Here is a 20002-nt window from a genome sequence, read left to right as displayed (position 1 = left end):
CGGCGGCCGGCGGGAACAAGGCGGCGGGCGCCCCTCCGCGCCCGCGGGCGCGGAGCGGGTCGTCCGCGGGGTCGCCCCCGGGGTGTTCCGGGGGGCGTGGGATCAGCCCCGGCCGCGGGCGACGAAGCGTTCCAGCCAGTGGATGGTGTAGTCGCCGGCCTGGAATTCCGGGTCCTCGACGATTCGCTTGTGCAGGTCGAGCGTCGTGTCGATGCCGTCCACCACCATCTCGGAAAGCGCGCGGCGCATGCGGGCGATGGCCTCGGCGCGGGTCACGCCATGGACCACGAGCTTGGCCACCAGGCTGTCGTAGTGCGGCGGCACGCTGTAGCCGCTGTAGAGCGCCGAATCGACCCGCACCCCCATGCCGCCCGGCGGGTGGAAGGTGGTGACGCGACCGGGGGAGGGGGCGAAGGTCTCGGAATTCTCGGCGGTGATGCGGCACTCGATGGCGTGGCCGTGGAAGCGGATCGCCTCCTGCCCGTAGCCGAGCGGCTCGCCGGCGGCGACGCGCAGCTGCTCCTTCACGAGGTCGATGCCGGTGATCATCTCGGTCACCGGGTGCTCGACCTGGAGCCGCGTGTTCATCTCGATGAAGGCGAACTGGCCGTCCTGCCAGAGGAATTCCAGCGTGCCGGCGTTGCGGTAGCCGAGCCTGCCGAGCGCGCCCGTCACCAGCGCGCCGAGCCGGTCGCGCTCGATCGGCGAGAGGGCGGGGGAGCCGGCCTCCTCGACGAGCTTCTGGTGGCGGCGCTGCAACGAGCAGTCGCGCTCGCCGAGATGCACCACCTTGCCGTAGCCGTCCGCCAGCACCTGCAATTCGATGTGGCGCGGCCGGTCGAGGTACTTCTCGAGGTAGACCGAATCGTCGCCGAAGGCGGCGCGGGCCTCGGTGCGGGCGACGCGCCAGGCCTCCTCCAGCTCCTCCTCGCTGCGCGCCACCTTCATGCCGCGCCCGCCGCCGCCGGCGGCGGCCTTGATCAGCACCGGGTACTGCACCGCCGCCGCGACGGCGCGGGCCTCCTCGAGGCTGGCCAGCGCGCCGTCCGAGCCCGGCACCAGCGGCACGCCGAGGCCGCGCATCGCGGTCTTGGCGGCGATCTTGTCGCCCATCATGCGGATATGGGCGGGGGTGGGGCCGATGAAGGCGAAGCCGTGCGCCTCCACCATCTCGGCGAAGTCGGCGTTCTCGGAGAGGAAGCCGTAGCCGGGGTGGATGGCGTCGGCGCCGGTGATGGTGGCGGCCGAGAGGATGGCGGCGACGTTGAGGTAGCTCTCGCGCGCCGCCGGCGGGCCGATGCACACGCTCTCGTCGGCGAGGCGGACATGCATGGCGGAGGCGTCGGCCGTGGAGTGCACGGCGACGGTGCGTATGCCCATCTCCTGGCAGGCGCGGTGGACGCGGAGCGCGATCTCGCCACGGTTGGCGATCAGGACCTTGCCGAACATGCGGGGTGTGGCGCCGCTACTCGACCAGCACCAGCGGCTCGCCGAATTCCACCGGCGTGCCGTTCTCCACCAGGATGCGGGTGACGGTGCCGGCGCGCGGCGCGCGGATCTGGTTGAAGGTCTTCATCGCCTCGATCAGCAGCAGGGTCTGGCCCTGGGTCACCTGGGCGCCGAGCTGGATGAAGGCGGGGGCGCCGGGCTCGGGCGAGAGGTAGGCGACGCCGACCATGGGCGAGGTGACGAGGCCGGGATGCTTGGCGTCCAGCGCCGCCGGCTCCGCCACCGGCGCGGCGGCGGCGAGCGGGGCCGCCGCGGCGACGGCGGCGGGGAGGGTGGCGGCGACCGCGGCCACGGGCGGGTGCTGGCGCGCCACGCGGATGCGGCTGTCCTTCTCCACCAGCTCGATCTCGGTCAGGTCGGTCTCGCGCAGGATGCGCGCAAGCTCCCGGATCGCCTCCGGATCGAACTGGATTGCACTGGTCATCTGGTCGGGTTCCTAGAGCGTTCCCGAGCGGGGCGTCCGCGCCCCGCGGCTCGGAGAATACGTGACAAGAAGGGCCCGGAGCGGCCGGCGCCCAACGGGGTTGTCGGGTGGCGGCCGCTTCAGGCGTCGTCCTCGGCGATCAGGCCGGCCATGGCCCGCAGGGCGAGGGTGTAGACCGCCGGACCGAGGCCTGAAATCACCCCGGTGGCGGCCCTGGAGACGTAGCTGTGCCGCCGGAATCCCTCCCGGCGGTGCATGTTGGTCAGATGCACCTCGATCACCGGCATGTCCACCGCCAGCAGCGCGTCGAGCAGGGCGACCGAGGTCATGGTGTAGCCGCCGGCGTTGATCACGATGCCGGCGGCGCGGCCGCGGCACTCCTGCACCCAGGTGATCAGTTCGCCCTCGGCGTTGGTCTGGCGGAAGTCGATGGCGAGGCCGAGCTGCTCGGCCGCCTCGGCGCACATCGCCTCGATGTCGTCGAGCGTGGCGTGGCCGTACAGCTCCGGCTGGCGGGTGCCGAGCATGTTGAGGTTCGGGCCGTTCAGCACGGCGATCAGGGGTGGCAGGTCGGTCACGGGGGTGGCCTCGGATGCCGCCGCGCCTGGGCATTGCCCGCGCCTCGCGGAAGATGCGGCGAAACAAGGGGCCGGAGCGGTTGCGATGAAGGCGGGCGAGCCGCGGGCCCCTCTAGCATGGGGGAATTCGGTCGGGCAAGCAGGGGTTGCGCGGCCGGCGTGCGGGCATCGGGGCTCCGCCCCGGACCCCGGCAGGGGCTTCGCCCCTGCACCCCACCAAAGGGCGAAGCCCCTTTGGAAACCCCTTTCCGGAAGGGACATCCGGGCTGCTTCGACCTCCCGGACCCGGACGAAGAGAGGTGCAGGAGGGCCTCGCCCTCCTGCCGGGATGGGTCCGGGAAGGGCAGCGCCCTTCCTGGCCGGAGGGGTACGGGGAGGGCGGAGCCCTTTCCGATGACGGAGCGGGGGTCCGGGGAGGGCGGAGCCCTCCCCGTCGGGTCAGTGCTGGTGCGCCGTTGCCGCGCCGATCCCGGTTTCCGAGCGCACGAACTGCGCGTCGAACGCCGCCTGCTCCAGCTTCGCCCGGCGCGAGGTGTCGAGCTTCGAGAACAGCCAGATGCCGACGAAGGCGATCGGCATCGAGAACAGGGCCGGGTTGTCGTAGGGGAACAGGGCCGCCGGGTGGTGGAAGGTGTCCACCCACACCGCCTTGCTCAGCACCACCATCACCACGGCGCTGACGAGGCCGCAGAGGCCGCCGAGCAGCGCGCCCATGGTGGTGGTGCCGCCCCACAGGATGGACATCAGCAGCACCGGGAAGTTGCAGCTCGCCGCCACCGCGAAGGCGAGGCCCACCATGAAGGCGACGTTCATGTTCTCGAAGATGTAGCCCAGCCAGATCGCGACCAGCCCGATCACCACCGCCGAGATCTTGGACAGCCGCACCTCGCTCGCCTCCGTCGTGCGCCCGCGGGCGAAGACCGAGGCGTAGAGGTCGTGGCTGACCGCCGAGGCGCCGGAAAGCGTCAGCCCCGCCACCACGGCGAGGATGGTGGCGAAGGCGACGGCCGAGATGAAGCCGAGGAAGAGCGAGCCGCCGACGGCGTTGGCGAGGTGGACCGCCGCCATGTTGGTGCCGCCGATCAGGCCGGTCAGCTTGTTGTACAGCCCGTCCGCGCCGACGTTGTAGTAGGTCGGGTCGTTCATCAGGAAGCTGACGGCGCCGAAGCCGATGATGAAGGTGAGGATGTAGAAGTAGGCGATGAAGCCGGTGGCGTAGAACACCGACTTCCTCGCCGCCTGGGCGTTCGAGACGGTGAAGAAGCGCATCAGGATGTGCGGCAGGCCGGCCGTGCCGAACATCAGCGCGAGGCCGAGCGAGATCGCCGAGACCGGGTCGGCCACCAGGTTGCCGGGGCGCATGATGGAATCGCCGCGCGGGTGAGTGGCGACGGCGCTCGCGAACATCGCCTCCGGGCTGAAGCCGAAGTGCCAGAGCACGGCCAGCGCCATGAAGGTGGCGCCGCCGAGCAGCAGGCAGGCCTTGATGATCTGCACCCAGGTCGTCGCCTTCATGCCGCCGAAGGCCACGTAGACGATCATCAGCACGCCGACGATGACGACGGCGTGCAGGTACTCCATGCCGAACAGCAGCTGGATCAGCTTGCCCGCGCCCACCATCTGCGCGATCAGGTAGAAGGCGACCACGACCAGCGTGCCGACGGCCGAGAGGATGCGGATCGGCGTCTGCGCGAGGCGGAAGGAGGCGACGTCGGCGAAGGTGAACTTGCCGAGGTTGCGCAGCCGCTCGGCGATCAGGAACAGCACGATCGGCCAGCCGACCAGGAAGCCGATCGAGTAGATCAGCCCGTCGAAGCCGCTGGTGAAGACCAGGGCCGAGATGCCGAGGAAGGAGGCGGCCGACATGTAGTCGCCGGCGATGGCGAGGCTGTTCTGCCAGGCGGTGATGCCGCCGCCCGCCGCGTAGAAGTCGGCCGCCGAGCGCGACTGCCGCGCCGCCCGGTAGGTGATGCCGAGCGTCAGCAGCACGAACAGGAAGAACATGACGATGGCCGGCCAGTTCAGCGGCTGGCGCTGCACCGCGCCGCTGATCGCGTCGGCCGCGTGGGCGGTGCCGGCGAGTGCCGTGGCGCCGGCCCAGGCGGCGAGGCCCGCCATGGCGGGAAGCAGGCGGGGCGCGCGCGCCAGCGCCGCGCCCGCCGCGCCGCTGCCTGCCTGGACGGGCGGCAGGGGAGCGGGCGGCAGGAGGACGGGCGGCAGGGGGGCGGACGATGGGGGGGCGTGTCGCGGGCCGCTCATCGGCCTGCCTCCTGGCGCACGCGGCGGGTGAGCTCGTCGAAGCGGCCGTTGGCGCGCTGGACGTAGATGCCGGTCAGCGCGAAGGCCGCGAGGATCACCACCACGCCGAGCACGATGCCGAGCGAGGTCGTGGTGCCGACCTTGACCGCCAGGACGCCCTGGGCGAAGGCGACGAGGAAGATGAAGCCGAGATAGATGGCCAGCATGATGCCGGACATGGTCCAGGCGAAGCGGGTGCGGGTGCGGACGAGCTCCTGGAAGCTCGGGCTGTGCAGGATGCGCTGCGTCACGGCGTCGGCCGTGGCGGGATCGCCGTCGCGGGCGTCGGCGGGCGGCGCCACGGACGCGGCAGTCGGCCCGGCCGGGTTCGCCCCCCGGAAGGCTGTTGATTGCTGAGCCAAAAGACGTGACTCCCCCATCGTAGTTGCTGGAGTCACTAGCAGTATTCGATACGGAACGGAGATTATATTTCCCTCATCTTCGGCTCGGCTTCCCGGGGCGCGCCCGGCGCGGTGCGCCGGACCCTTCCCGGCATGGAAACCCCCTGCGCCATCCCTCCCGCCGGCCTCGCGGACCGGCGCTCGCGCGGGGCCGCCCATCGGCGCGCGGCCGCCCCGCCAACCCCGGGCACGATACCGGCCCGCACGGGTCGGGACCCGTGCGGGCCGGTGTCAGATTTTGGCCCGGCCGGCGCCGGCGCGGGCCGCGGGGGCCTCGGGCTCGTCGGCGAAGATGTCGCGGTCCTTGGTCTCGGGCAGGAAGAGCGCCCCGATCACCACCGTCGCCGCCGCCACCACGATCGGGTACCAGAGGCCGAAATAGATGTCGCCGGTCTGCGCCACCATCGCCAGCGAGGTGGCCGGCAGCAGCCCGCCGAACCAGCCGTTGCCGATGTGGTAGGGCAGCGACATCGAGGTGTAGCGGATGCGCGTCGGGAACAGCTCCACCAGCGCCGCGGCGATCGGGCCGTAGACCATGGTGACGTAGAGCACGAGGATGGTCAGCACGCCGATGATCACCGCCGGCTGCTCGCGGAACACGTCGAACGGCCCCGACATCCGGACCACGCTGGGGTTGTTCGCCGCCGGATAGCCGGCGGCGGTCAGCGCCGCCGTCACCTCACGATTGAAGGCGGCCAGCGCCGGGGCGCGCTGCGCCGGCTCCAGCGCGCGGAGATCGGGGGCCGTCACCGTCGTGCCGCCGACGCGGATGGCGGCACTGCCGGTGGCGGGCGCGTCCTCGGTGCCGTAGATCGCGCCGGCACGGGCCAGCGCCGCCTTGGCGATGTCGCAGGGGCTGGTGAACTGCGCCGTGCCGACCGGGTTGAACTGGAAGGAGCAGAGGGAGCGGTCCGCCACCACCTGCACCGGGATGGTCTGGTGCGCCTGGTGCAGCGCCGGGTTCGCCTCGGCGGTCAGCAGCTTGAACAGCGGGAAGTAGGTCAGGGCGGCGATCAGGCAGCCGCCCAGGATGATCGGCTTGCGCCCCACCTTGTCCGACAGCCAGCCGAACAGCACGAAGCCGCCCGAGCCGAGCAGCAGCGACCAGGCGATCAGCAGGTTGGTGGTGGCGCCGTCCACCTTCAGGATCGAGCCGAGGAAGAACAGCGCGTAGAACTGGCCCGTGTACCAGACCACGGCCTGGCCCATGACCATGCCGAGCAGCGCGAGCAGTGCCCATTTCGCGTTGCGCCACTGCCCGAACGCCTCGGAGAGCGGCGCCTTGGAGTGGGTGCCCTCCTCCTTCATCTTCCGGAAGGCCGGGCTCTCGTTCAGCGTCGAGCGGATCCAGACGGAGATGCCGAGCAGCAGGATCGAGACCAGGAAGGGCACGCGCCAGCCCCAGGCGGCGAAGTCCGCCTCGCCGATGATGGTGCGGGTGGCCAGGATCACCAGCAGCGACAGGAACAGGCCCGCCGTCGCGGTGATCTGGATGAAGGAGGTGTAGAAGCCGCGCCTGCCGTTCGGCGCGTGCTCGGCGACGTAGGTCGCGGCGCCGCCGTACTCGCCGCCGAGGGCGAGGCCCTGGAGGCAGCGCAGCACGATCAGGATGACCGGCGCGGCGATGCCGATCGCCTCGGAGCCGGGCAGGACGCCGACCAGGAAGGTCGAGGCGCCCATAATCACGATGGTGACGAGGAAGGTGTACTTGCGGCCGACGAGGTCGCCGAGGCGGCCGAACACCAGCGCGCCGAAGGGGCGCACCAGGAAGCCGGCGGCGAAGGTGAGGAGCGCGAAGATGTTGCGCGTCCCCTCCGGATACTGGGAGAAGAACTGCGCCCCGATCAGCGTGGCGAGGCTGCCGTAGAGGTAGAAGTCGTACCATTCGAAGACGGTGCCGAGGGAGGAGCCCAGGATGACCTTGCGCTCCTCCCGGGTCATGGGCTGTCCCTTGGGGCTGGCCAGGGCGGCGGTGCGGCTTGAGGACATGGTACGTTTCCGGCGATATTATGAAGCGAAAATTGCAGCAAAATGACCTCCGCGAAAGGAAATTCATTCCAATCCGGATGATGTCGCCGGCACGGTTTCATTGACGCCCGCGGCGAGACGCGCGATCAATTGGATCGTGTACGATTTAGGGGGGGTGATGAGAACGATGCTCGACCCGGCAGCCCCGGCGAAGATCGCGACCAACGCGACGCCGACCTCGGCCGCCATCGACTACTGCCTCGAGGATTCGGTCGGGCATCTGCTGCGCCGGGCGCAGCAGCGGCACCTGGCTCTGTTCCAGGAGCGGATCGGCGAGGTGTCGATCACGCCGCCCCAATTCGCCACGCTGCTGAAGCTGGAGGAATTCGGGCGGGTGACGCAGAACCGGCTCGGCCGCTCGGTCGCCATGGACCCGGCCACCATCCAGGGGGTGGTGCAGCGGCTGATCGCGCGCGGCCTGGTCGATTCGAGCCGCGATCCGATGGATCGCCGCACGGTCGTGCTGAGCCTGACCCCGGCCGGGCGCGCCGTGCTGCGGGGCACCGCCACCCAGGCCCACGCGACCAACGACGCCCTGCTCGATCCGCTGTCGGTGGCGGAGCGTCATCAGCTCTGCGAATTGCTGCGGCGGATCGCCGGCTGAGGCGGAGCGCCGGGGGGCGGACGGCTCCGGCGGCGTGAGTTCGTGCCGCGGGCGGGGATCCGGGCAGGCCGTGGGGCGACTCCGGCGTGCCGTGGCCGCCGGGCCGGCTTCGCCGGCTGTCGTTCCGGGGCTGCCGAGGCCGGCCCGGCGGGCGGAGGCGGGTGTTCAGGATCGCGTTGGCCGTGCCACGGCGCCCTTGCGCCGATGCCGGGCCCTGCCGGCGTCGGCAGGGGCCGGTGTCGGCAGGGAGGGGCTACTTCTCGACGAAGGCCTTCTCGATCACGTAATGGCCCGGCTCGGCATGGCTGCCCTCGGCGAAGCCGCGCGCCTCCAGCAGCCTGGTCACGTCCGTGAGCATGGCCGGGCTGCCGCACAGCATCACCCGGTCGGCCTCGGGCGAGATCGGCGGCAGGCCGAGATCCGCGAACAGCCTGCCGTTCTCGATCAGGTCGGTCACCCGGCCCTGGTTGCGGAAGGCCTCGCGCGTGACGGTCGGGTAGTAGAGGAGCTTGTCCGCCACCAGCTCGCCCAGCAGCTCGTGCGCCGGCAGCTCGCGGGTGATGTAGTCCTGGTAGGCCAGCTCGGCCACCTCGCGCACGCCGTGCACCACCACCACGCGCTCGAAGCGGTCGTACACGTCCGGCTCGCGGATCAGGCTCATCCAGGGCGCGAGGCCGGTGCCGGTGCCGATCAGCCAGAGGGTGCGGCCGGGGAGCAGGCTGTCCGTCACCAGCGTGCCCACCGGCTTGCGGCCGACCAGCAGCGTGTCGCCCGGCTGGATGAGCTTCAGCCGGGAGGTGAGCGGCCCGTTCGGCACCTTGATCGAGAGGAATTCGAGCGTCTCCTCCCAGGGCGCGCTGGCGATGGAGTAGGCCCGCAGCAGCGGCTTGCCCTCGACCTCCAGCCCGATCATCACGAACTGCCCGGCCTGGAACCGCAGGGCCGGGTCGCGGGTCGCGGTGAAGCTGAACAGCTTGTCGGTCCAGTGATGGACGGTGAGCACCCGTTCCTGGAAGAAGGGAGCCGTCTTGGCGGGGGCGGGCCGGGAGGAGAGGGCGGAGCTCATGGCGATGCAAAATGCTGCACCGCAATGCCCGATGCAACATCGCGCTTAATGCAGCGGCGCCGCGTCAGATCCACGCGGCCGGCATGGGCAAATCCCGTCTTCGCCCGGGCCGCCCGCTTCCCGGGGCCGCGGGCGGCCGGCGACGGGAGGAACTTGCCCCGGCGGGGCGCGAGACGCTAAGCAGGTTGCGTGGCCTGTCGGGGGCTGACCCGCGGCGGCAGGCCGGGCCGGCCGGCGCGGATCCCCGACGGCCCGCCCGGACGTGACGGGGTGCATCGCGAGACGGTGCAGCAGCGGCGCGCGCCGGCGGGCCGTGTCGAGGGGCTGCGCCAGGGGGACCGCGCCGGGGCCACGCCGGAGGGTGCGCCGTCGGGCAGCCCCGGCGGGCCGTCCGATGCGGCGTGAGACGAGGCCAGGAACCGCATGTCGATCCGCGATGCCGTCGAAGCCGATCTGCCGGCCCTGACCGCCATCTACGCCCATCACGTGCTGCACGGCACCGGCACCTTCGAGGAGGTGCCGCCGGACCTCGACGAGATGGCGGCGCGGCTGCGCAAGGTGCAGGGCGCCGGCTGGGCCTGGCTGGTGGCGGAGGAGCCGGGGCCGTCGGGCCCCGAGGTGGTCGGGTTCGCCTACTACAGCCAGTACCGCGACCGCTCCGCCTACCGGTTCGCCGCCGAGGATTCGATTTACGTGCGCGAGGACGTGCGCGGCCAGGGCGTCGGCAAGACGCTGGTGGCACTGCTGCTGGAGCGCGCCGAGGCGCAGGGCTTCCGGCAGATGCTCGCGGTGATCGGCGATTCCGACAATGTCGGCTCGATCGGCCTGCACCTGTCGCTGGGCTTCCGGCAGGCCGGGCTGCTGAAGTCGGTGGGCTTCAAGTTCGGCCGCTGGCTGGACACGGTGACGATGCAGCGCGCGCTGGGCGAGGGCGACCGCACCATCCCGGCGTAGCGTTCCGCCCCGCGGCGGATGGAGCGGTCCGGCCGATCGGCGTGGGGTGGTCGCGCCCGGGGCCGCCCTCAGGCCGGGCGGAAGCGGCTCGACGCCAGCGGGTCCATGTAGAGGGCGAGGTCGACCGCCGCCTGGGCCTCGGCGTCCGGCAGCAGGGCGAGCACGCGGGTGAACCAGGGCACCTGGCCGCGCACGCGGGCCTGGAACAGCCGGTCCAGCGCCGTCGCCGCCGGGCCGCGGCCGGTGCAGCAGGCGCAGGCGGCGGGGTGCGGAAGGCCGGCGGGCGGGGCGGGGTCCAGCACCAGCAGCGTCGCCGCGCCCGCCGGCGCCGGGTCGAGCGGTGCGTCGGCGAGGATGGCGGCGCCGGGATGCGCGCGCAGCGCGTCGAGCAGCGCCGCGCGGTCGGCGACGATCTGCACGGGAATTCGGGCATCGATCCGCAGGGCCATGATTGGTTCTCCCGCCGCGGCACGGAGGCGGCAAGGCCCCGCGGCACCGTTTGACATAAGGATATGTTTATGTCCTTCTAGGTGCCATGGAAGAATTGGTCGCCCAGCTGCGCGCCGCCGCCGAGCCGACCCGGCTGCGGCTGCTCGCCCTGTGCGCCCGCGGCGCCTTCTGCGTGACCGATCTCTGCGCCGTGCTCGGCCAGTCGCAGCCGCGCCTGTCGCGCCATCTCAAGCTGCTGGTCGAGGCCGGGCTGCTGGAGCGCACGCCGGAGGGGGCGAACGCCTATTTCCAGGTGCCCGCCCTGGCCGGTCTCGCCCGCACCATCCTGGCGCGGCTGCCCGAGGACGACACGATGCTCGCCGCCGACCGCCGGCAGGCCGTGCGCCTGGCCGCCGAGAAGGCGCGCGAGGCCTCGGAGGCATTCCAGCGCCAGGGCGCCGAGTGGGACGAGACGCGGGCGCTGGAACTGCCCGCCGCCGCGATCGAGGCGGCGCTGCTGCGGCTGCTGCCGGCGGGGACGGAGCGGCTGCTCGACATCGGCACCGGCACGGGCCGGCTGCTGGAGCTGGTGGCGCCGCTCGTCGGCAGCGCGCTCGGCGTCGATGCCAGCCGCGAGATGCTGGCGCTGGCGCGGGCGCGCCTGGCCGAGCACGGGCTCGCCAATTGCGCGGTGCGGCAGGCCGATCTGTACCGGCTGCCGCTGCCGGATGCCGGCTTCGACGCCGCCACCATGCAGATGGTGCTGCACTACGTGGACGACCCGGCGGCGGCGCTGGCCGAGGCGGCGCGGGTGCTGCGGCCGGGCGGCGTGCTGCTGGTGGTCGATCTGGCGCCGCATGCCGGCCACGCGCTGCTGGAGCGGCACGCGCATCGCTGGCCGGGCTTCGACGACGCCGCCATGGCCGGCTGGTTCGGGGCGGCGGGCTGCGCGCCCGCCGGGGTCGAGGAGATCGCCGGCGTGCTGCCGGTGCGTCTCTGGCAGGCACGCCGACGCGCCGAGGCGCCGGCGGCGGTGGCCGAGAAGGTCTGACAGGGAATACCGACGAGATGGCCAGACCGCACCTGCTGGATGCGCTGCGCGACCGCGTGCTGCTCTGCGACGGCGGCATGGGCAGCCGCGTGCAGGCGCTGACGCTCGACGTCGAGAAGGACTACTGGGGCAAGGAGAACTGCACCGAGGTGCTGAACCTCTCCCGCCCCGACCTCGTGCGCGAGATCCATCGCGGCTACTACGAGGCCGGCTCCGACATGGTGCTGACCAACAGCTTCGGCGGCAGCCCGGTGACGCTGGACGAGTTCGAGCTGGGCGACCGCGCGCACGAGATCAACCGTCTTTCCGTGGAGCTGGCGCGCGAGGCGGCGGAGAGCTTCGCCGACGGCCGCCACCGCTGGGTGATCGGCGATATCGGCCCGGGGACCAAGCTGCCCTCGCTCGGCCATATCGAGTACGACCGGCTGGAGGCGGCGCTGACCGAGCAGTGCCTCGGCCTGATCGATGGCGGCGCCGACGCGCTGCTGACCGAGACCAACCAGGACACGCTGTTCATCAAGGCCGCGGTCAACGCCGCCAAGGCGGCGAAGCTGGCGCGCGGCAGCGACATCCCGATCTTCGTGCAGGTGACGGTGGAGACCACCGGCACGCTGCTGGTCGGCCCCGACATCGCGGCGGCCGCGACGGTGGTGCAGGCGCTGGACGTGCCGCTGCTCGGGCTCAACTGCGCCACCGGGCCGCAGGAGATGGCCGAGCACGTGCGCTGGCTGTCGCGCAACTGGCCGGGGATCGTCTCGGTGCAGCCCAATGCCGGCCTGCCGGAGCTGGTGGACGGCAGGACCCACTACCCGCTGGGCGCCGCCGAGATGGCGAGCTGGATGGAGCGCTTCGTCACCGAGGACGGCGTCGGGCTGGTCGGCGGCTGCTGCGGCACCTCGATCCCGCACATCCAGGGGCTGGACGCGATGCTGCGCCGCCTCGGCGGCGAGCGCCACCGCCCGGCGCCGGCGGCGCGCACGGTGCACTGGGTGCCCTCGGTGGCCAGCCTCTACGGCGCCGTGCCGCTGCGGCAGGAGAACAGCTACTTCTCGATCGGCGAGCGCTGCAACGCCAACGGCTCCAAGGCGTGGCGCGAGCGGCAGGCGGCGCATGACTGGGATGGCTGCGTCGCCATGGGGCGCGAGCAGGTGGGCGAGGGCTCCAACTCGCTCGACGTCTGCGTCGCCTTCGTCGGCCGCGACGAGCTGGCCGAGATGAACGAGGTGGTCACGCGCTTCACCAGCAGCGTCAACGCGCCGCTGGTGATCGATTCTACCGAGACGCCGGTGCTGGAATCGGCGCTGAAGCGCCATGGCGGCAAGCCGATCATCAACTCGATCAATTTCGAGGACGGCGAGGGCCATGCGACCGACCGCATGGTGCTGGCGAAGAAGTTCGGCGCCGCCGTGATCGCGCTCACCATCGACGAGGTGGGCATGGCCAAGACCGCCGAGGACAAGATGCGCATCGCGCGCCGCCTGGTGGACTTCGCCTGCAACCGGCACGGCCTGCCGCAGAGCGACCTGCTGATCGACCCGCTGACCTTCACCATCGCGACCGGCAACGAGGACGACCGCAAGCTCGGGCTGTGGACGCTGGAGGGGATCCGCATGATTCGCGAGGAATTCCCGGACATCCAGATCATCCTCGGCCTCTCCAACATCTCCTTCGGCCTCAACCCGGCGGCGCGGCACGTGCTGAACAGCGTGTTCCTCGACCATGCGGTGAAGGCGGGCATGACCGGGGCGATCGTCCACGTCTCCAAGATCAAGCCGCTGCACCAGATCCCACCCGAGGAGGTGCAGGTCGCCGAGGACCTGATCTACGACCGCCGGCGCGAGGGCTACGACCCGCTGCAACGGCTGCTGGAGATGTTCGCCGGCCGCAAGGCGGCCGACACGGCGGGCAAGAAGCGCGCCGAGACCGCCGAGGGGCGGCTCAAGGACCGCATCGTCGATGGCGACCGCAAGGGGCTGGACGAGGACCTCGCCGAGGCGATGGCCAACGGCAACCGGCCGCTCGACATCATCAACAACATCCTGCTGGACGGGATGAAGGTGGTGGGCGAGCTGTTCGGCGCCGGCAAGATGCAGCTCCCCTTCGTGCTGCAATCGGCCGAGACGATGAAGGCCGCCGTCGCCTGGCTGGAGCCGCACATGGAGCGGATCGCGGGCCAGGAGAAGGGCACCATCGTGCTCGCCACGGTCAAGGGCGACGTGCACGACATCGGCAAGAACCTCGTCGACATCATCCTGACCAACAACGGCTACCGCGTGGTCAATCTCGGCATCAAGGTGCCGCTGGCCGACATGGTGGCCGCCGTGCGCGAGCACAACGCGCACGCCATCGGCATGTCCGGCCTGCTGGTGAAGTCCACCGTGGTGATGCGCGAGAACCTGGAGGAGATGAGCCGCCAGGGCGTCGAGGTGCCGGTGCTGCTCGGCGGCGCCGCGCTGACGCGCAACTACGTCGAGGACGACTGCGTCCGCGCCTATGGCTGCGGCCGCGTCGCCTATGCCCGCGACGCCTTCGACGGGCTGCACCTGATGGACCGGGTGATGGGCAACGACTTCGACGGCTACCTCGCCGCGTTGCAGAGCAAGCGCGCCGGCAAGGCGCGCAACACCGCCCGCACGCTGGGGCAGGCGGACGCGAAGGCGTTCCAGCCGGTGGACGTGAACTACGCGCAGGAGCGGCGTCGTAGGCTGGAGCAGGGCGTGGCCGTGCCCGAGCCGCCCTTCTGGGGGGCGCGGGTGATCGAGGCGGCGCCGAAGGCGATCGTGCCCTTCATCAACGAGCGCAGCCTCTATCAATTCCAGTGGGGCTTCCGCAAGCAGGGCCGCAGCCTGGAGGATTTCCTCGGCTGGGCGAAGCAGGAGCTGCGCCCGGTGCTCAAGCGCATGCTGGCGCTGACCGACGAGAAGAAGATCCTGCGGCCGCAGGCGATCTACGGCTACTGGAAGGCGGCCGGGCAGGGCAACGAGCTGATCCTGTTCGAGCCGGACGGCACCACGGAGGCCGCCCGCTTCACCCTGCCGCGCCAGCCGAAGCAGGACGGCGAGTGCATCGCCGACCTGGTGCGCGACGTGGACGACGCGGAACGCGACGTGATCGGGCTGCAGGTGGTGACGGTCGGGCAGCAGGCCTCGGACGTGGCGCGGGAGTGGTTCGAGGAGAACCGCTACCAGGACTATCTCTACCTGCACGGCCTCTCGGTGGAGATGGCCGAGGCGATGGCGGAGTACACGCACAAGCGCATCCGCGCCGAGCTGGGCTTCGCCGGCGAGGACGACCGCGACATGGAGCGGATGCTCCAGCAGGGCTATCGCGGCGGCCGCTACTCCTTTGGCTATCCGGCCTGCCCGAGGCTGGAGGACCAGGTGCCGCTGCTGCGGCTGCTGGGGGCGGAGCGGATCGGCGTCTCGATCTCCGACGAGTGGCAGCTCCACCCGGAGCAGTCCACCAGCGCGATCGTGCTGCACCACCCGCGCGCCAAGTACTTCTCGGTCTGACCGGGCGGGCGCGGCGGCTCAGCGGCAGGCCACGGCGTCGATCCGGCTGCCGCCGTGGCGCTGCGCGAAGGCGCCCCAGATCTCCCGACCGTCCGGCGCGAACACGCCGGACCAGCGGTACAGCGGGCCGCCATAGGGAGCCGTGCGCGGCGCGGCGGCGCTGCCGGCGTAGCGGTAGTAGTTGCAGACCCGGTCGGCGGCGAGCGCCTCGCCCGCCGGCGTGCAGTCGGCATGGCCGTTGCGGTCGCCGCAGCGATCCACCGGCAGGCCGTTCACCAGCGGGTCCTCGATGACCGCCTGCGCCCGCGCCGTGCCGGGGCAGGCCAGGAGGGCCCAGAGGAAGATCCCGAGGAAGATCCCGAGGAAGGTCCGGAGGAGTGCCAGGGGAAAGGCCGGGGGAAAGGCCGGGGCCGGCACCCCGGCGAGGGCCCGGCGCGGGGCGGACGGCGACCGGAAGATAGGCCTTGGGCGGCGCATCGGGCATGCTCCTCGGGTCTGCGGTGCGTCGCCGGCGCTTTCCCGGCCCGGCGGGGCCCGCGATAACCGGCGCCGCGTCAAAGTCCGGGCGGGCGGCAACGGTTCCCGCGCGGCAGACGGGGGATGACAGGACTTGATCGCTGCAAAGAACGACGCGACCGGGCGCGCCGTGCGGACCGCCTGGTCGACCATGGCGGTCGCCTTCGGCGTGCTGGGGCTGAAGACCGTTGCCTGGTGGCTGACCGGCTCGGTGGCGCTGCTCGCCGACGCGCTGGAGAGCGTGGTGAACGTCGGCGCCTCGCTCGGGGCGCTGGTGGCGCTGATCCTGGCCGGCCGGCCGGCCGACGCCAACCACCCCTACGGCCACTCCAAGGCCGAGTACTTCTCGGCGGTGCTGGAGGGGGTGCTGATCGTGCTCGCCGCGCTGCTGATCCTGCGCGAGGCCTGGTTCGGCTTCCAGGCGCCGCGCGCGCCGGACGCGCCGGCGCTGGGCCTCGCCGTCTCGGCCGTCGCCTCGGTGGTGAACGGGGTCTGGGCCTGGGTGCTGTTCCGCCGCGGCCGGGCGCTGCGCTCGCCGGCGCTGCTGGCCGATGCCAAGCACCTGCAGGCGGACGTGATCACCTCGGCCGGCGTGATCGTCGGCGTCGGGCTGGTGGCGCTGACCGGCGTGCTCTGGCTCGATCCGCTGCTGGCGGCGCTGACGGCGCTGAACATCCTGTGGTCGGGCGGCGTGCTGCTGCGCGATTCGGTGGGCGGGCTGATGGACGAGGCGGCCGAGCCCGAGCTGATCGAGCGGATACGCGGCCTGATCGCCTCCACCGCCATGGGTGCGCTGGAGGCGCACGACCTGCGCACGCGCCATGCCGGGCAGGTCACCTTCGTCGAGTTCCACCTCGTCGTGCCCGGCGAGATGCGGGTGACGGAGGCGCACGACATCTGCGACCGCATCGAGGCCGCGCTGCGCGCCGCCATCCCGAAGGTGGTCGTCGGCATCCATGTCGAGCCCGAGGGCAAGGCGAAGCACGACCACGCCCCGGGCGGGGCGCGGCCGGTGAGCCAGTTCGGTTGAGCCCGCTTGGCTGAGCCGGCGTGCCCGGACGGGCGGGGCCGCCGCCGCGATCCGCCCCGCCTGCCGTCGCCCCGGCCGCCCTCCGGGGGCGGCGCGGGGCAGGGGCGGGAGGGACGCGGCGCGGCATGGCGGGGGGCGGCCGGCCGGGCGGGCGGGCGGCGTGGCCCCGCCGTCGCCGCGTCGCTCCTGCTGCACGGCGCGCTGCTGGCGGCCGCGCTGCTCGCGCCGGGAGAGTCCGGACCGACGGCCGGCGAGGCCCGGGGCGTCGCGCTGATCTGGGCCGACGCGTCGCCCGAGGGAGGCGCCTCCGACCCGGCCAGGGACGCGCCGCCGGCCGCACCGGAGGCCGGCGCGGCCCCGGCGGACCCGGTGACGGCCGACGCGGCGCCGCCCGCCGCACCGTCTCCCGCCACGCCGTCTCCCGTCGCGCCGCCCGTCGTCGCGGAAGCGTCCCCGTCGCCCCGCGAGACGGCGCCTCCGCCACACGATCCTGCGGTCGCGGCCGTGCCGCCGGTTCCGACCCCGGTCGATCCGCTCCCGCCGCCCGCGGCCCCGCCGCGCCGGCCGGAGGCCGCCCGGCCTCCCGCCGAGGAGCCGCTGCCCCTGCCACCCCCGCCGGCGCCTCCGCCCCCGCCGCCCCGACCCGCCGCCATCGCGCCCCCTGGAGCGACCCCTGGGGCGACCCCTGGGGCGACCCCTGGGGCACCCGCCGGGGTGAACCCGCCCGCAAGTCCCTGGGGATCCGGCGCGCCGCCGCTCATGCTCGGCGATGGGCGCGGCCGCGGCGATGCGGCGGGCCGGAACGGCGCCGCCTACGCCATGGCCGAGGGCGCCACGGTGGCGCCGCGCCTGAGCGATTCCACCTGCCAGGCGATCCAGTACCCGGCCGAGAGCCAGGAGCGCGGCGAGGCCGGCACGGTCAGCCTGCGCCTGCGCGTCGCCGACGACGGCCACGTGGTCGCCGCCACCGTGACCGCCAGCAGCGGCTTCCCGGCGCTCGACGAGGCCGCCTCGCGCGCCGCGCGCCGCTGCCGCTTCGTTCCCGGCCTGCGGGAGGGGCGCCCGGTCTTCTCCACCGTCACCTGGTCCGTCACCTTCCGTGACCCGGTGCCGCGCCGGCGCTGAGACGGGGCCCGTCGGGTGGCAGGGGGTGGCGGCGGCGGCCATGGATACCGATATGCCGCGCACCGTGGACCGGCCGACGAAGCGGGCCGCGCCGGAGCCGTGCCGGCCCGACCGTGCCGGCCCGGAACGGCTCCAGCCTTTTGGTTTTTCGCATTTTCCGAGGCGCCGGGCGAGCTCGCTCGGTTTGAAGATGCTCTGGGTGGCGGGGCCGGGTGCCGCCCCGCCCGACAGGTGGACCCGCATGGTGAAGCTCGACGTGATCACGACCCGTGGCGGCGATGCCGGCGAGACCTCGCTCGGCGACGGCGCCCGGCTGCGCAAGGACGCGGCGCGCATCGAGGCGATCGGCGAGGTGGACGAGGCGAACGCCGCCATCGGCCTGCTGCGCCTGCACGTCGCCGGCCCGGACGGCAGGCTGGCCGACGAGAGCCTGGCCCGGATCCAGAACGACCTGTTCGACCTCGGCGCCGACCTCTGCGTGCCCGGGCTGGGAGGGGATCGGCTGCGACTCGCGGCCGCGCAGTCGGCGCGGCTGGAGGCCGAGATCGCGGCGATGAACGCGGCGCTGCCGCCGCTGCGCTCCTTCGTGCTGCCGGGCGGCACCCCGGCCGCCGCGCACGCGCACCTGGCCCGTACCGTGGTGCGCCGGGCGGAGCGGCGCGTGGTGCGGCTGGCCGCCGAGGAGGCGGTCAACCCGGCGGTGCTGCACTACCTCAACCGCCTCTCCGACCACCTCTTCGTGCTTTCCCGGCTGCTGAATGCGGGCGAGGCGACGGAACTGCTATGGCAGCCGGGGGCGACGCGCTAGCGTGGCTGGCATATAACGCGCGGGCGGGCCGGAAGGCGCCCCGCCCCGCGCGGCACCCCGACCACGTCACCGACGGAGAAACCCATGTATCCAGACGTCCTGCTGCACATCAACGGCGAGTGGCGCAAGGCCGAGGGCGGCCGCAGCATCCCCGTGATCAACCCGGCCACCGAGGAGGTGATCGGCACCGTCGCCCACGCCTCGCGCGGCGACCTCGACGCGGCGCTGGAGGCGGCGGCGAAGGGCTTCCGCACCTGGAGCGCCGTCTCCGCCTTCGAGCGCAGCAAGATCATGCGCAAGGCCGCCAACCTGCTGCGCGAGCGCGCCGACCGCATCGCGCCGCTGCTGACGCAGGAGCAGGGCAAGCCGGTGGCCGAGGCGCGGATGGAGGTGCTGGCCGGCGCCGACGTCATCGACTGGTTCGCCGAGGAGGCCCGGCGCGCCTATGGGCGGGTGATCCCGGCGCGGGCCCCGGGCGTCTACCAGCTCGTGGTCAAGGAGCCGGTCGGGCCGGTCGCGGCCTTCACGCCGTGGAACTTCCCGGTCAACCAGGTGGTGCGCAAGCTCTCGGCGGCGATGGCCACGGGCTGCTCGATCATCGTCAAGGCGCCGGAGGAGACGCCGGCCTCGCCGGCCGAGCTGATCCGCGCCTACGTCGACGCCGGCGTGCCGGCGGGCGCCATCAACCTGGTCTACGGCGTGCCCGCCGAGATCAGCGAGTACCTGATCCCGCATCCGGTGATCCGCAAGGTGACCTTCACCGGCTCCACCCCGGTCGGCAAGATGCTGGCCGCGCTGGCCGGCAAGCACATGAAGCGCGTCACCATGGAGCTCGGCGGCCACGCCCCGGCCATCGTGTTCGACGACGCCGACATCGACCTCGCCGCGAAGCAGCTCGCCGGCTCGAAGTTCCGCAACGCCGGCCAGGTCTGCGTCTCGCCGACCCGCTTCCTGGTGCAGCAGAAGTCCTACGACCAGTTCGTCGAGAAGTTCGTCGCCGTGGCCAAGGCGGTGAAGGTCGGCAACGGCATGGAGGAGGGGGTCACGATGGGCCCGCTCGCCAACGAGCGCCGGATCCCGGCCATGGAGGCGCTGATCGCCGATGCCCGGCAGAAGGGCGCCGAGGTCCGCACCGGCGGCAACCGCATCGGCAACAAGGGCTACTTCTTCGAGCCGACCGTGGTGACGGGCGTCAACCGCGAGATGCGGATGATGAACGAGGAGCCGTTCGGCCCGCTCGCCATGGTGCTGCCCTTCGCCGACCTCGACGAGGTGGTGGCGGAGGCGAACCGGCTGCCCTACGGCCTCGCCGCCTACGCCTACACCAGCTCCGCCAAGACCGCGAACGCCGTCGCGGCCCAGGTCGAGACGGGCATGATGACGATCAACCACATGGGCCTCGCCCTGCCCGAGGTGCCGTTCGGCGGCGTCAAGGACAGCGGCTACGGCTCCGAGGGCGGCTCGGAGGCGATCGAGGCGTACCTGAACCCGAAGTTCGTGTCGCAGGCGGGGCTCTGACATCGGCCGGGGGCGCCGGCCGGCGCCCCTTCGAGGGCCGGGGGGGGGCGCCGGTCGGCGCCCCTTCGAGGCCGCCCGCAACGGGCAGCCGTTCCACCCGGGACGGTGGCCTGCCGCGGGCGGGCCGTTGCCCGCGGCGGACGCGCCGCCC

General features: G+C 72.5%; 17 protein-coding genes. 8 read left to right on the top strand and 9 right to left on the bottom strand.

Annotated elements, in window-relative coordinates:
- Positions 1–102: 102 nt before the first annotated feature.
- The 6 genes from accC to M0638_RS09295 form a co-directional block, all read right to left on the bottom strand.
- Entirely contained in the window at positions 103–1449 is a 1347-nt protein-coding gene (gene accC, locus M0638_RS09320) for an acetyl-CoA carboxylase biotin carboxylase subunit (protein WP_248666702.1), read from the bottom strand.
- A 16-nt stretch (positions 1450–1465) separates the two neighbouring features.
- Complete coding sequence (gene accB / locus M0638_RS09315; RefSeq protein WP_248666701.1) at positions 1466–1933, bottom strand: acetyl-CoA carboxylase biotin carboxyl carrier protein; 468 nt, start codon at positions 1931–1933, stop codon at positions 1466–1468.
- A gap of 119 nt (positions 1934–2052) precedes the next feature.
- A complete protein-coding gene (gene aroQ / locus M0638_RS09310; protein ID WP_408903240.1) occupies positions 2053–2511 on the bottom strand; it encodes a type II 3-dehydroquinate dehydratase in 459 nt (152 codons plus the stop codon).
- A gap of 438 nt (positions 2512–2949) precedes the next feature.
- A complete protein-coding gene (locus tag M0638_RS09305) occupies positions 2950–4770 on the bottom strand; it encodes a cation acetate symporter (protein ID WP_456316030.1) in 1821 nt (606 codons plus the stop codon).
- Positions 4767–5111, bottom strand: coding sequence for a DUF485 domain-containing protein (locus M0638_RS09300; RefSeq protein ID WP_248666700.1), 345 nt, complete (start codon positions 5109–5111; stop codon positions 4767–4769). The genes M0638_RS09305 and M0638_RS09300 overlap by 4 nt, the downstream gene beginning before the upstream one ends.
- Before the next feature lie 330 nt (positions 5112–5441).
- Complete coding sequence (locus M0638_RS09295; RefSeq protein ID WP_248666699.1) at positions 5442–7199, bottom strand: MFS transporter; 1758 nt, start codon at positions 7197–7199, stop codon at positions 5442–5444.
- A gap of 157 nt (positions 7200–7356) precedes the next feature.
- Here M0638_RS09295 and M0638_RS09290 point away from each other — a divergent pair, with 157 nt between their 5' ends.
- Positions 7357–7842, top strand: a complete 486-nt coding sequence (locus M0638_RS09290; RefSeq protein WP_248666758.1) for a MarR family winged helix-turn-helix transcriptional regulator — start codon at positions 7357–7359, stop codon at positions 7840–7842.
- A 253-nt stretch (positions 7843–8095) separates the two neighbouring features.
- Here the strand turns inward: M0638_RS09290 and M0638_RS09285 are convergent, their stop codons facing one another.
- Positions 8096–8908, bottom strand: a complete 813-nt coding sequence (locus M0638_RS09285; RefSeq protein WP_248666698.1) for a ferredoxin--NADP reductase — start codon at positions 8906–8908, stop codon at positions 8096–8098.
- A gap of 423 nt (positions 8909–9331) precedes the next feature.
- Between M0638_RS09285 and M0638_RS09280 the strand changes: the two genes are divergently transcribed.
- On the top strand, positions 9332–9862 hold the full coding sequence (locus M0638_RS09280; protein ID WP_248666697.1) for a GNAT family N-acetyltransferase: 531 nt from the start codon (positions 9332–9334) through the stop codon (positions 9860–9862).
- 68 nt (positions 9863–9930) lie between these two features.
- Here M0638_RS09280 and M0638_RS09275 read toward each other — a convergent pair whose 3' ends face one another.
- Positions 9931–10311 carry a hypothetical protein gene (locus M0638_RS09275; protein ID WP_248666696.1) on the bottom strand — a complete coding sequence of 127 codons (381 nt, stop codon included), beginning with the start codon at positions 10309–10311 and terminating at the stop codon, positions 9931–9933.
- A gap of 86 nt (positions 10312–10397) precedes the next feature.
- Here M0638_RS09275 and M0638_RS09270 point away from each other — a divergent pair, with 86 nt between their 5' ends.
- A complete protein-coding gene (locus M0638_RS09270) occupies positions 10398–11342 on the top strand; it encodes an ArsR/SmtB family transcription factor (RefSeq protein WP_248666695.1) in 945 nt (314 codons plus the stop codon).
- A gap of 17 nt (positions 11343–11359) precedes the next feature.
- Positions 11360–14854 carry a methionine synthase gene (metH, locus tag M0638_RS09265; protein ID WP_248666694.1) on the top strand — a complete coding sequence of 1165 codons (3495 nt, stop codon included), beginning with the start codon at positions 11360–11362 and terminating at the stop codon, positions 14852–14854.
- 18 nt (positions 14855–14872) lie between these two features.
- Here the strand turns inward: metH and M0638_RS09260 are convergent, their stop codons facing one another.
- Positions 14873–15331: a hypothetical protein gene (locus tag M0638_RS09260; RefSeq protein WP_248666693.1), complete on the bottom strand. Its 459-nt coding sequence runs from the start codon at positions 15329–15331 to the stop codon at positions 14873–14875.
- 133 nt (positions 15332–15464) lie between these two features.
- On the opposite strand from M0638_RS09260, the gene M0638_RS09255 reads away from it, so the two are divergent.
- The 4 genes from M0638_RS09255 (at position 15465) to M0638_RS09240 (ending at position 19851) form a co-directional block, all read left to right on the top strand.
- Positions 15465–16400 (top strand): cation diffusion facilitator family transporter, encoded by a 936-nt coding sequence (locus M0638_RS09255; RefSeq protein WP_282571927.1) that lies wholly within the window; start codon positions 15465–15467, stop codon positions 16398–16400.
- A gap of 759 nt (positions 16401–17159) precedes the next feature.
- A complete protein-coding gene (locus M0638_RS09250; protein ID WP_248666692.1) occupies positions 17160–17525 on the top strand; it encodes an energy transducer TonB in 366 nt (121 codons plus the stop codon).
- Between the two features lie 241 nt (positions 17526–17766).
- Positions 17767–18333, top strand: coding sequence for a cob(I)yrinic acid a,c-diamide adenosyltransferase (locus tag M0638_RS09245; RefSeq protein WP_248666691.1), 567 nt, complete (start codon positions 17767–17769; stop codon positions 18331–18333).
- 84 nt (positions 18334–18417) lie between these two features.
- Positions 18418–19851, top strand: a complete 1434-nt coding sequence (locus M0638_RS09240) for an NAD-dependent succinate-semialdehyde dehydrogenase (protein ID WP_248666690.1) — start codon at positions 18418–18420, stop codon at positions 19849–19851.
- Positions 19852–20002 lie beyond the last annotated feature (151 nt).

Source organism: Roseomonas acroporae, from assembly GCF_023223525.1.
GTDB classification, from domain to species: domain Bacteria; phylum Pseudomonadota; class Alphaproteobacteria; order Acetobacterales; family Acetobacteraceae; genus Roseomonas_E; species Roseomonas_E acroporae.
This window is presented reverse-complemented; position numbering and strand designations above follow the sequence as displayed.